Source organism: Candidatus Dedyshia acidiphila, from assembly GCF_051025295.1.
Taxonomy (GTDB): domain Bacteria; phylum Acidobacteriota; class Terriglobia; order Terriglobales; family Acidobacteriaceae; genus KBS-83.
This window is the reverse complement of sequence record NZ_JBMGJV010000018.1, coordinates 29,186-41,219: the sequence shown is the minus strand read 5'-3', so window position 1 is coordinate 41,219 and position 12,034 is coordinate 29,186. Positions and strand designations below refer to the sequence as shown.

Genomic DNA, 12,034 nt, shown 5'->3' with positions numbered 1-12,034 from the left:
GCCGGGGCTGCGGCGGTCCTGCGGCTGCAGCTAACGCAAGCGATCGCTAAGCCTACAAGCTGGGTTCCGCTTGAGGTGCTCGGGATGAGATGCAACGATGCCGACTCGATCCTGGTGGAGTCTGACTGGCTGGTGACATTCAACACAGCGACACTTGGACTCTCGCTTGCGAAGGGCAGCTTCGATTGAGACAGATACCCAACCAAAGGTTCTGAGTCCACTAGGATCGGTCGTCCAACTCATAACCTCAACGTGATCGGCAAGGGGCATAAGAGGTAGGGTATGCATTCAACGGGGACTGAACTATACCCGCAACGTGCCATGCGACACTCAGTCGCGGCTGGGGCGGTACTGCGGCTGCAGGAAGGGGTTCGTCTCGCGTTCCGTGGCTAGGGTGGTCTCTTCGCCGTGGCCTGGCACAACGAGGGTCGCCTCCGGCAGGGGCAGCAGGCGGGTGTGCAGCGACCGGAGCAGAGCCTGCGTGTCGCCACCCGGGAGATCGGTCCGGCCGACGGTGCCGGCAAAAAGCGTGTCCCCGGCCAGCAGCAATTCCTGCTTTGGGAAATGAAGGCAGATGCTGCCCGGCGTATGCCCCGGGGTGTGGATGACCTCCGCGGGCAGGCCCTCGATCCCGGCGGAGGTGCCGTCCTCGGCACTGCTATCGGGGGAGAGCTTTTCAGGTACCGGCACACCCAGCCAGCCCGCCTGCACATCGAGCATGGCGACCAGAGGCAGGTCCGCCTGGTGGAACAGCACCGGAGCGCCCGTGACGCGGCGGAGTTGCGCAGCCCCGCCAATGTGGTCGATGTGGGCGTGGGTGACGACGATCTGCCGCACCGTCAAATGGCGGCGGGCCAGTCGCGCCAGGATGTCCGGCAGGTCGTCACCCGGGTCGATCACGATGGCTTCGCGGGTCTCCGCATTCGCCAGAATCGTGCAGTTGCAACGCAGCGGACCGACGGGGAAGGTTTCACGCAGCACATCACTCGGCATGCCTCGATGGTAGCTCGCAGCCAGTGCCAAACGTGACTCAGTAACAGCGCTGCATTACTGCGACGTTACCAATTGCACGGCGTCGGCTTGAAGGGGGAGCGGGTATAAACAGCACATCACGTCGGCTCATCACCAGACATTGGCAGCCCCAGCGCAGGGCACTGGCCGGAACGTGTGGAGTGAATGAACGATCGCCGAAGGGCGAGTGGGCCTTCTGTCATCTGCCGTCTTTGCGGTTCCTTTGCGCAAAGGGTTCATGCCGTTGCTGCCTTGAGAGGACCGCACATGCTGGGACATTCCGGAAGTGTTCGGTCCACGCGCCCGCGCGCCGACACGCCGGCGGATCCCCCGGTCCGCACCACCGTCGACATTCTTCTGCTGGAAAGCACGGTGATCTGGGCCGGGGCGACGGCGCTGCTCGGAGACGAGGGGCGGCTGGCGTATGGCGACCTGCTCGTACGGGCACAGAATCTGGCCACACTGCTTCGCCGCCGCGGCATGCGGCATGGCGATCTGGTCGGCGTAGTCGGCACGCGCTCGTTCAGCACTATTTGCAGCATCATCGGCATCCTGCTTGCGGGTGGCGTGTATGTGCCCTTCGACGTGCACGCGCTGACGCCGGAGCGGCTGGGTCGGCAGCTGCGCGCAAGCGCTGTCGATCTGCTGCTGGCCGATCGCAGCGACCCCGCAGCCAATCGGCTGCACTGGGCGGAGCGGGTGACCGTGCTCGATTCCTCGATCGTCGAGCGTGAGTTCATGCCGATGTTTCGCGACATCCGGCTGGCACACCGGCTGCCTGAGGATCCTGCCGTCGTTCTGTTCAATGAGCAGGAACGCGGCGTGCTGGTGACGCATGCCGGGATCGTGCGGCTGGTCACGTCGGGCTCATTGGTGGAGTTTCGCTCGACCGACACGACCCTGCTGCACGCCGGCGCGCAGCACCATGCCTTTCTGCTCGAGTTATGGGGACCACTGCTTGCGGGCGGAACCGTCGCATTGGCGCCGCACCCGGCAGAAGGGGAGACGCTTAGTCCGCAGGACTATGCGCGACTGTTGCGGCGCTACCGCGTGACCACGCTGTGCGCACCCGCCGCGAGCGTCGCCGACCTAAACAGTAAAGTTCATGGGCCACTGGAGCACCTGGAGCAGGTCGTCGTCGACCTGGCCGGGATGAATCCGGCAGAGCTCGACCGGCTCCGTGCAAACGAGAGCACTGCAGCGGGACCACGCATCATTGGCGCGCTCGGTGCCGCGGAGACCACCAGCTACGCGGTGGGTGTGTCGCTTACCGGCGAGGCCACGCCCGTCAAAGGCAGCAGCGTGCTGGTCGCCAATGCCGCGCACCACGAGACTGCTATCGGCCGGCTCGGCGCACTGACCGTGACCGGCGACGCGCTGGCCATCGGTTACCTGGGCGAGCCGCAAGAGACCATGAACGCGTTTCGGGAGGTGCAGTTGCTGAGCGATCAGCGACTGCGCGGCTTTTCGCTGGCGATCGAAGCGGTGCAACTCTCGGACGGACGACTGTTGATCGGAGCACCGGCACGGACCGCGGCTGAAGAGACCATCGTGCTTAGCGAGCCCGAGGTGCCGAAGATCCGGCCCGGACGCAGGATCTCTCCCGGCGAGTTTGAAGTGATGATGACGGCGCACTCGCTGGTGCGCGAGTGCGTGGCGCTCGCCGATCCGCACGGCGAGGGTGTGAGCTGCGTCTTTGTTACGCTGAAGACCGGCGCCGATCCTCGAGCCGAAGCAGTGCTGCGCGACTTCCTGGAGCAGCGCGTGCCGCAGGAGCAGCACCCCGCGGCCTTGATGCTGGTGGCGCGTTTTCCGCTCGATGCGCAGGGCCGTCCCGATCGCTGGACGCTGCGTCAGCAGTGTGACGTGATCATGCGGCGGTTTGCTCCGGGTTCCGTACCGCCACCGGCAGGCAGCGGCGGCAGCAGCGTCACAGAGAGCCGGCCCGGGCCGCAGCCCGAGCATCCGCAACGACCTGAGGATGCAGTGCGCAGCATCTGGCAGCGGCTGCTGCATCGGTTGCAGGTGGAGCCGGATGAGGACTTCTTCGCCAGCGGCGGCACGTCTGTGCAGCGCATTCGACTGTATGCAGAGCTCAATCAGCGCTTCCCCGGCGCGTTCACCATGGCCGAGCTGCACTCCCTGCGCACGATGCGTCAGGTGATCGAGCACCTGGGCAGCGATGTGGCACGCGAGCGGATGCTCAGCCGTCGCGGCGCGTAGCTCTTTAGCGCGCCAACGTCGCCGTCCTGAGGAATTCGTAATCGCCCGATGGCGAGACCACGATGTGCTCAAGCCGCTCGGTATGCACCACGACATTGTCCTGGTACCAGAGCGGAATCGTGGGTACATCCCGAGCGAGGATCTGCTGCACGGACACGTAGTCCTTGCGGTCCTCGGTGAGGTCACTCGTGGCCGCGGCATCGGCCAGCAGGCGGTCGAGCTCGGGGTTCACATAGTGGCCGCGATTGGCGCCGTGCGGCGGCTGGCTGGCGGTGGCGTAGGCCAGGCGGAAAATCTCCGGACTCTCGTTGCCTCCGATCCAGCGCAGTGAATACATCGAGAAGGCTCCGCGCATCACGTCGGCGAAGAACGTGCCGAACTCGAAGATGCGCAGGTCCATCGCGATGCCCACAGCACGTAACTGCTGCTGTGCTACGAGGCAGAGCAGGCGCGTGGGCGTGCTGCTGTTCGATATCTTCATCTCGAGATGAAAGCGGATACCGTCGCGACCGCGGGCGTATCCGGCCGCGTCGAGCAATGCATTCGCCTTCGCCGGATCGAACGGATAATGGGCGACCTCGTCGGTGCGCGCCCAGTGTCCGGGGGGCAGCAGATTGTCGGCGAGTCGCGCCTGTCCCCGCCACAGGCTGTCGAGCATCAGGGGCCGGTTGATCGCGTATGCGACGGCCTGCCGCACTCGCACGTCCTTAAGATAGGGATCGCGCAGGTTCAGGTTGATGTAGTTGACGATGGTGCCAGGCGAGCTCTCGATCCGGAGAGACGAGTTGTGCCGGAGCGCCTCGATCGTGTCCGGCTCGAGTGCGTTGATCTCCGCGTCGGCGGACCCCTTCTGCAGCTCGAGCGCGCGCGTGGTGTCATCGGGTACGACGTTGAAGTGCAGCCTGCGAATCGATGGCATCGGCTGCCATGAACTCTGATTGCGTTCGAGCAGTACGTCCTTGTCCTGCTGCTGTGAGACGAAGGTGTACGGTCCACTGCCGACGGGATGTTTCCAGAAATCGCGTCCACTGCCGGCGGGCACAATCCCGAGCGCGCCGTCTGACAGATTCCACAGCAGGAACGGATCGGGCCGCTTGAGATGCACTGTGCAGGTGAGCGGGTCGGTTGCCTCGACATGATCGACAGAGGTGAACGCACCTGATTTCGCGGTAATGACGGCGCTGTTGCGCGTCGAGTCGATGGTCCACTTCACATCGGCCGAGGTGAGCGGCCGTCCATCCTGGAAGCGCACGCCCGGGTGCAGGTGGAAGACGTAGGTGAGCGGGTCGGGCTGCTCCCACGATTGCGCGAGCCAGGGCTGGACTTCGTAGTGCTCGTCTTTTTTTGACCAGTGAATCGAAGACGAGCATGTCGATGCGCTCGGATTGCGCATCGAGGCCGATCCGCGGGTCGAGGTTAACGGGGCTCGATTCGATCAGCATGACGGCGGTGTCGGCGGGGAGCTTGCCATCCGAGCAACTGGTCAGGAGCATCGGCGCCAGCGCGCTGAACAGGATACTGATACACGCACGTTTGCTAGACATACATGACCTGCCCCAGGATGACGGGGTGCGCGGCCCCCGTGGCGATGGGCACGTTGCCGGGGAGGCGATGCCAGGTCTGCCACGCGAGCAGAGCGAAGGCGACCGCCTCCTTCGCCTCGGACGGAATGCCGAGCGCGTCAGTCGTGTGGATGGTCGCGCCGAATGGCGCAAGATCGGCGGCGAGCATGCACATCAATGTCTGATTGCGCGCGCCGCCCCCGGCGACGAAACATTCCGCGGGTGCGCCTGCGAGCCGAGGCACCAGGAACTGCTTCCAGGCGAGCGCGATCGAGCGCGTAGTCAGCGCGGTTGCTGTTGCAACGATGTCGTGCGGCCGGAGACGCGCTTTGCGCGACGCCGCGAGCACGCGCGCGACGAAGGCCTCTCCGTACTGCTCGCGGCCGGCGCTCTTCGGTGGCGGCCTGCGATAGAACGGATCTCGTAGCAATTCGGCGAGTGTCGCCGGGTGCACGGAGCCAGCAGCGGCCAGGCGACCGCCCCGATCGTACGGTTTGTCGAAGAGCCTGCGCGCGAGCGCGTCGATGACCATGTTCGCGGGGCCGGTGTCGAAGGCGAGTACCGCATCCAGCGCGCCGCCTGCAGGCACGAAGGTCAGGTTCGCGATGCCGCCAAGGTTCTGCAGCACACGCGGACGCCGTGGGTCGGCAAAGAGTGTCGCGTCGAGTAGAGGGACAAGCGGCGCGCCTTGTCCGCCGGCCACCATGTCCGCGGGGCGGAAGTTCGAGACGACAGGCGCGTGCACCGCCGCTGCGATCAGCGCGACCTCACCCAGTTGCCACGTGCATGCGAAGCGGCGGCCGGCGTAGCTCGCCGGCTGGCCCTGGTGATAGATGGTTTGGCCATGGCAGCCGACGAGGTTCAATATGTAACCCTGCGCAGTGGCTTGTACTGCATCTGCATAGGCTTCGCCAAGGCGCCAGTTGAGGCGCGCGAGTTCAGCAGCAGAGGTGTTCTTTGCGTCCTGGGCGGCAAGCACGGCCTTGCGCAACGCAGCAGCGAAGGGAAAGGCGCGATGCCGCACCAGTTCGATGGTTGGTCTGGGGCGTGCGGCCGTGATGCGGCAGAGCGCCACGTCAATGCCGTCCGCGGATGTGCCGCTCATCACGCCGGCGACCAGCATAGCCGCGGCAGGCCGGCTCACGCGGGCTCCTGCGGTGGCTGCCCGGCAACCTCGGCGGCGAAGCGCTGGACGGCGTCGCGCATCTGGCGGATCTGGTCGGGCTCCGGCGGGGGGACCGAGCCCGCGTAACGTAGCAGCCGTGGGCGCTGCGTGCGTACTTCGTTGGCGGCATGCTCGACCATGCTGCGAAAGGCACGCGAGCGCTCGGCCTCGTGCAGGATGGCCTCGTACGCCGTGAGCACGAGCGCTGGGTCTTTGCAGATCTCGATCAGGTGCGTGCCCGCCGCGATGGCCGAGATGGCGGCTTCTCCCATGGGCGCGTGGTGCAGGATGCCGCCCATCTCCATGTCGTCCGAGACGATGAGTCCCTGGTAGCCGATTTTGTGGCGCAGCGTGCGATCGATCCAGAACGGCGAGATGGATGCTGGCAGCGGGGCCGTGTCCGGCTTGCCGTAGGCGTCGGGGTAGCTTGCGTGCGAGACCATCAGGAAGGGCAGCGCGCGATGCAGTTTGCGGAAGGGCAGCAGGTCCTCTTCCCAGAGTTGCTTGAAGCTATGGTCGATGCTGGGCGTTCCCAGGTGCGAGTCGAGGTTGCCGCCGCCCAGCCCGGGGTAGTGCTTGCCGCAGCCGAGCGCGCCCGCCTTGTTGAGTCCTGTCAGGAAGGCTTCAGCATATGCAATCACGCGGCGCGGATCACCCGACACCACGCGTGTCCGCATAACGTCAGACGAGGACGCAGTTCGCAGATCGAGCACTGGCGCAAACGCGACGTTCAGCCCGAGCAAACGTAACTCCGAGCCGATTAGATATCCGTGGTCGCGAAAGAGCTTCTTGTTGTCAGTCGCCGCTACAGCGGCGGGAGACGGCATGGGCGCGATCAGGTCGCGCAGGCGATCCACGAGGCCGCCCTCGACATCCACCGCGTGAAAGAGCGTGCCGCCCTGATCGCTGCCCTGATTGACGACGGCGTCGACGCTCTCGAGCAGAGCATGCGTCTGCACAGGGTCTTCGATATTGCGGCGAAAGAGCACGACGCCGCTTGGCCGGATGAGCCGGAGCCAGGCGCGCTCCACGGGATCGAGCGAGGTGGAGGCGAGGCCCACGAGCAGCAGTTGTCCAGCGTCCTGACGAAGACTCATAGAAGGTGTGTCGCTATGGTAGCGGCTTCGCGGGGGCGGGGAGAGGATTTGCGCCGGCGCGTATCTCGGTCTTCAACTCTGCCAACAGATTCAATGCCTGCAAGGGGGTGAGCGCATTCGTATCCAGCTCGGTCAGTCGATCGACGATGCGCTGGGACAGCGGCGTGAACATAGTGAGCTGGAGCGGTGCGGACGCGTCCTCGGCCTCGAGCGCGACATTGCGCTTTTCGGAGCGCTCATGCTGGGCCAGCACGCGGCGTGCGCGCTCGATCACAGAGCCGGGCAGTCCGGCGAGCCGTGCCACTTCGATGCCGTAGCTCTTATTCGCGGCGCCGGGCTCGATGGTGTGCAGGAAGGCGATGCCGCTCGGCGACTCCTTGACCGCGACACGCAGATTGCTGAGGCGCGGCAACTGGTCAGCGAGCAGCGTGAGTTCGTGGTAGTGGGTGGCGAAGAGCGTGCGTGCGCCGATGCGCGCGTGGATGTACTCAAGCGTGGCCCAGGCCAGCGAGAGGCCGTCAAAGGTCGCGGTGCCACGCCCCATCTCATCGAGCAGGATGAGCGACTGCGCCGTTGCCGTGTTCAGGATAGTGGCCGTCTCCGTCATCTCCACCATGAAGGTGGAGCGGCCGCGGGCCACGTTGTCGCTGGCCCCGATGCGCGTGTACACGCGATCCACCAGGCCGAAGCGCATGCGTGCAGCGGGGACAAAGGAGCCGATCTGCGCCAGGATGACGAGCAACGCTGCCTGCCGAAGGTAGGTCGACTTGCCGCCCATGTTGGGGCCGGTGATCAGCAGCACGGCTGGTCCGTCGGTGGATAGATAGATGTCGTTGGGGACGAAGCGGCCTTCGCCGTTGTCCTCCATGCGGCACTCGACGACAGGGTGGCGAGCGGCTGCGGCCTCGAGCACGCAGTCGTTCGTGAGAACAGGCCGCGTGTACTGGCGCTGCGCTGCCACATGCGCGAGGTTGGCTAGCAGATCCAGCTCGGCGAGCACAGCGGCACTGCGGCGAATCCGTGCAGCCGCGGCGAGGATGGTGGCGCGCAACTCGGCGAAAAGGCGCCGCTCAATGTCGATGGCGCGCTCGTGCGCGGTGAGCACGCGGGTCTCATAGTCCTTGAGTTCCGGCGTGGTAAAGCGCTCTGCATTGACGAGTGTCTGTTTGCGCTCGTAGTCCGGGGGAACGCCCTTCAGGTTCGCCTTGGTGATCTCGATGTAGTAGCCGAACACATTATTGAAGCGAACCTTGAGCGATCCGATGCCGGTGCGCTGTCGCTCGCGCTCCTCGATCGCAGCGATCGACTGCCGGCCGCTCTGGCTGAGCGTGCGCAGCTCGTCGAGTTCCGCGTGGACGCCGGACGCGATCACGCCGCCATCGGCAAGCGTCAGCGGCGGCTCGGGGAGCAGCGTGCCGGAAATGGCGCTGTGCACCTCATCGAGCACATCAAGCTGCGCCGCAAGTTCACGCCACCGCGCAGCGGAGAGTCCGGTGAGCGCCGCTGCGACCAGAGGCAGGCGACTGAGCGATGCGCCGAGTGCCAGCACATCGCGCGGCCCGGCGGAATCGAGTGAGACCCGGCTGAGCAGGCGCTCGATGTCGAGCACACCGGCGAGCGCGCGTCGAAGCTCCTCACGCGGACGCAGCCCGCTGTGCAGCTCTGCCACTGCATCAAGACGCCCATCGATTTCTGCCGCATCGAGCAGCGGGCGCAGCAGGGTCGCGCGTAGCAGGCGCTTGCCCATCGGCGTCTGACAGCAGTCGAGCGTATGAAAAAGAGTGGTGCGGGTGGACGCGTCGGCGAAGAGGGGTTCGACCAACTCGAGGTTGCGCACGCTGACCGTGTCGAGTTCCATGTGGCTCGCACGCTCGGAGTAACGCAGCCCATCCAGGTGCGACAGGTCGCCTGCCTGCGTCACCTTGACGTAGTGCAGTGCTGCGCCGGCGGCGATCGCGGCCGCCGGGTGTCCAGCCAGTCCGAAGCCGTCGAGCGAGCGCGCACCAAGCTGCCGCTCGAGCAGCGGGACCGCGTAGTCGGCACTAAAGACCCAGGGGTCGAGGCGCGTCTTGGTGCGGATGGGATCGAGCCCGGTCGCGCGCGCATCGGCTGCGAGTGAGGAGAAGAGCGGCGTGTCGCCGGAGATCAGCAACTCGGCCGGTTGCTGCCGCGCCAGCTCATCCAGGCAGAGCGCCTCGGCGGACTTGCCGGAGAACTCGGTCGCGTGAAACTCGCCGGTCGAGAGGTCGAGCAGTGCGAGCCCGATACGATCGTCAGCCGCATGGACGGCAGCGAGGTAATTGTTGCGCTCGGAGCGCTGTGCCGGATCGAGCGCTGTGCCCGGCGAGAGCACTCGAGTGACGGCGCGATGCACGATCTTCTTTGTGAGCTTCGGGTCCTCCATCTGCTCGCAGATGGCGATGCGGTACCCCTTCTGCAGCAGCCGGCCCAGGTAGCCCTCGACCGCGTGGTAGGGCACGCCACACATGGGCACCTGCCGCTCTCGGTCGCGCGCCGTCAGCGTGATTTCGAGCTCGCGTGCCGCGACCTTCGCGTCTTCGTAGAACAGCTCGTAGAAGTCGCCCATGCGGAAAAACAGGAGGGCTTCGGGGTGCTGCGCCTTGGCGGCGGCATACTGCCGCATCAGGGGAGTGGCCTGCGGCAGGCTCTCGGTCTGCGCGGCTCCGGGCAAGGTCGCGGCTAGGGTCGGTTCGGCCGGAACAGGGAGCGGCGTAACGGGGAGCGGGCCCGACTCAGCCGCGGGCGGCGGAGCAGGGGAGGAGGATGGCACTGAGTCAGACACGGAAACGCCAGCATACCGTGCTCGGGCATGCTGGCGTTTGCAGGTTCGAGGGCTAAGGTGTCTGGATCAGTCGGCGCCAGCGCCCTTGGTCAGTGCGTCGGAGCCGTGCTGCTTCACCATCTTGTTGTAGATCCCAAGCAGCAGAAAAGGCGCGACCCACTGGCCGATAAACAAGGCGAGGTGATCCTTTCCCTGCGACTTGGCAATCAGCGAGCCTACGACTGAGGCGCCGGCCGCACCGAGATAAAAGCTCGAAGGCACCTGCGCCGAGTAGCTCTCGAGCAGGGACGTTACCTGATCTTCTTCGATGTCGCCTGCGCGTACGCGATAATCCGTCATTCCGTCTCCTTAGGGGCCGCAGTTCTCCCATTCACTTCCACGGCGCTCATTGACCAAGATGCGCTTGTTTGGTGCCCGGTCAACCGCGGAGCGCAGAAACTGTTGCGCGCGGCGAAAAGACCTCAGGCCTGGGGCGCATCGCCAAGCAGCCGGAGGAGCCGATCCTGGAAAATTGAAAGACACTCGCAGCAGCCGTCGTGCAGACCCTGGCGATCCATGATGCGCAGCTTCTGTCGCTGGTAGGTGATCAGGCCGGCGCGTTCAAGCACGCGCACCGCAAGCGTGGCGGTGTGCGGCTCGGACTGGAGCAGCGAGGCGATGAAGCTGGCAGATATGGAGAACTCGTCGCGCTCCGGCAGACGCTTGGTGATCATCTGCAGCCAGCGGCAGAGCCGCTCCTCTGGCGCGTGACTGTGCAGACAGGTGGCCATCTGCGCGCCCATTGTCGTGAAGTAGAAGACGTAGTCGGCAAGTGCCGTGTTGAGTGCTGAAGGCGTGCCAAGAACGTGCTTGCCAAGGTCGTCCGCATTCATTTCGAGCGCGTGGCCGCCTACCTCAGCGACAGTGCGCAAGGGCGAGCGATCCCTGCCGAGCCAGAGTTCGAACCCCGCCACGCCGTCGTGTCCCGTCAGGCCGGCAGGAATACTGCGGCCGCCGGGCAGTGGCTGCGAGGTGTAGAGCACGGCGTCTTCGCTGAAATAGAGTGAACGGATGGGCCGGTCCGGTTCGACGAGCGGCTGTCCATCGGCCAGGCGCACCGGGTGAAGGATCGGCGCAAGACGGGTGCGTTCCGCCGCAGGAAGCCCGGAGATAAGAAGATTGGAGGCCATCGCGACAGAGTCCGGCATTTCGTTAGATGCGTCTGATGTTGAGAGTTGGGACGCAGCCGACGACAGCAGCGAGGCGACTCGATATGAGTAGGACGGCATTGCCGCGCCAAGGGTTTTCCCTAGGTATGGAGTTATTCTCCGAGGCTGAGTCTCTGGACAGACGTTGCGCGTCCGGTCTGCGCATCGCATTCGATGAGCAAGGCACAAAGCCGCGCATCGCCCCGCGCAGGCTCGAACTTGCCCGGCATACCGCTGAGAAAACGTTGTATAACTTGATCCTTTTCGACGCCGATAACGCCGTCATAGGGGCCGCTCATGCCCACATCTGTCTGATAGGCCGTGCCGTTTGGTAACACGCGCTCGTCCGCTGTTGGCACATGAGTATGCGTACCGAGCACAGCGGTAACCTTCCCATCCAGATACCAGCCCAGCGCCACCTTCTCAGATGTGGCCTCCGCGTGAAAGTCCACGAGGATTACCCTGGCCTGAATTTGTGCCAGCAGCCGGTCCGCGGTACGGAAGGGATCTTCATTGGAGGCCATGAAGACCCGGCCCTGCAGATTGATGACGGCATAGCGCACGCCGGAGGGCAGCGTGCCCTCGTAAACGCCGTGCCCGGGAGTGCCGGCAGCGTAGTTGGCGGGACGCACGACGCGGCGCGCACGAACATCGCTTTCCGCAGATGCAGAGTTCATATAGTCGATGATCTCGCGTTTATCCCACACATGATTGCCCGTGGTGAGCACGTGCGCGCCGAGGTCAAACAGCTCCTCGGCGATGGCCGGTGTGACACCGAACCCGCCGGCAGAATTCTCTGCATTGACGACGACGAGATCGATCTCTCGCTCACGAATGAGGTGTGGCAGATGCTCCCGGACCACGCGTCGGCCGGGACTTCCGAATACGTCTCCAACAAACAGAACTTTCACGCTTGAACGGCCTTTCTTAAGTAACTACAACGGTCTGACAGGAGCGATTGGACGCACTGAGATGCGGCGAGAGGG

Annotated in this window: 10 protein-coding genes; 1 reads left to right on the top strand and 9 read right to left on the bottom strand. The window is 65.0% G+C overall.

What is annotated here, in order from left to right; translation table 11 throughout:
• Positions 1 to 30 precede the first annotated feature (30 nt).
• Both AC5IJH_RS09480 and AC5IJH_RS09475 read right to left on the bottom strand, forming a co-directional pair.
• Positions 31 to 243 carry a hypothetical protein gene (locus AC5IJH_RS09480; protein WP_491902592.1) on the bottom strand — a complete coding sequence of 71 codons (213 nt, stop codon included), beginning with the start codon at positions 241 to 243 and terminating at the stop codon, positions 31 to 33.
• 87 nt (positions 244 to 330) lie between these two features.
• Positions 331 to 993 (bottom strand): MBL fold metallo-hydrolase, encoded by a 663-nt coding sequence (locus tag AC5IJH_RS09475; protein WP_491902571.1) that lies wholly within the window; start codon positions 991 to 993, stop codon positions 331 to 333.
• Positions 994 to 1,278: 285 nt separating this feature from the next.
• Between AC5IJH_RS09475 and AC5IJH_RS09470 the strand changes: the two genes are divergently transcribed.
• A complete protein-coding gene (locus AC5IJH_RS09470) occupies positions 1,279 to 3,234 on the top strand; it encodes a non-ribosomal peptide synthetase (protein WP_491902570.1) in 1,956 nt (651 codons plus the stop codon).
• A gap of 4 nt (positions 3,235 to 3,238) precedes the next feature.
• Here AC5IJH_RS09470 and AC5IJH_RS09465 read toward each other — a convergent pair whose 3' ends face one another.
• The 7 genes from AC5IJH_RS09465 to AC5IJH_RS09435 form a co-directional block, all read right to left on the bottom strand.
• Positions 3,239 to 4,627 (bottom strand): ABC transporter substrate-binding protein, encoded by a 1,389-nt coding sequence (locus tag AC5IJH_RS09465; protein WP_491902569.1) that lies wholly within the window; start codon positions 4,625 to 4,627, stop codon positions 3,239 to 3,241.
• 143 nt (positions 4,628 to 4,770) lie between these two features.
• A complete protein-coding gene (locus tag AC5IJH_RS09460; RefSeq protein ID WP_491902568.1) occupies positions 4,771 to 5,940 on the bottom strand; it encodes an anhydro-N-acetylmuramic acid kinase in 1,170 nt (389 codons plus the stop codon).
• Positions 5,937 to 7,058: a glycoside hydrolase family 3 N-terminal domain-containing protein gene (locus tag AC5IJH_RS09455; RefSeq protein ID WP_491902567.1), complete on the bottom strand. Its 1,122-nt coding sequence runs from the start codon at positions 7,056 to 7,058 to the stop codon at positions 5,937 to 5,939. Before AC5IJH_RS09455 ends, AC5IJH_RS09460 begins: the two co-directional genes overlap by 4 nt.
• A 13-nt stretch (positions 7,059 to 7,071) precedes the next feature.
• On the bottom strand, positions 7,072 to 9,702 hold the full coding sequence (gene mutS, locus AC5IJH_RS09450; RefSeq protein WP_491902591.1) for a DNA mismatch repair protein MutS: 2,631 nt from the start codon (positions 9,700 to 9,702) through the stop codon (positions 7,072 to 7,074).
• 225 nt (positions 9,703 to 9,927) lie between these two features.
• Positions 9,928 to 10,200 carry a hypothetical protein gene (locus AC5IJH_RS09445; RefSeq protein WP_491902566.1) on the bottom strand — a complete coding sequence of 91 codons (273 nt, stop codon included), beginning with the start codon at positions 10,198 to 10,200 and terminating at the stop codon, positions 9,928 to 9,930.
• A 122-nt stretch (positions 10,201 to 10,322) separates the two neighbouring features.
• On the bottom strand, positions 10,323 to 11,030 hold the full coding sequence (locus tag AC5IJH_RS09440) for a Crp/Fnr family transcriptional regulator (RefSeq protein WP_491902565.1): 708 nt from the start codon (positions 11,028 to 11,030) through the stop codon (positions 10,323 to 10,325).
• Between the two features lie 131 nt (positions 11,031 to 11,161).
• Complete coding sequence (locus AC5IJH_RS09435; protein ID WP_491902564.1) at positions 11,162 to 11,959, bottom strand: TIGR00282 family metallophosphoesterase; 798 nt, start codon at positions 11,957 to 11,959, stop codon at positions 11,162 to 11,164.
• Between the last annotated feature and the right edge of the window lie 75 nt (positions 11,960 to 12,034).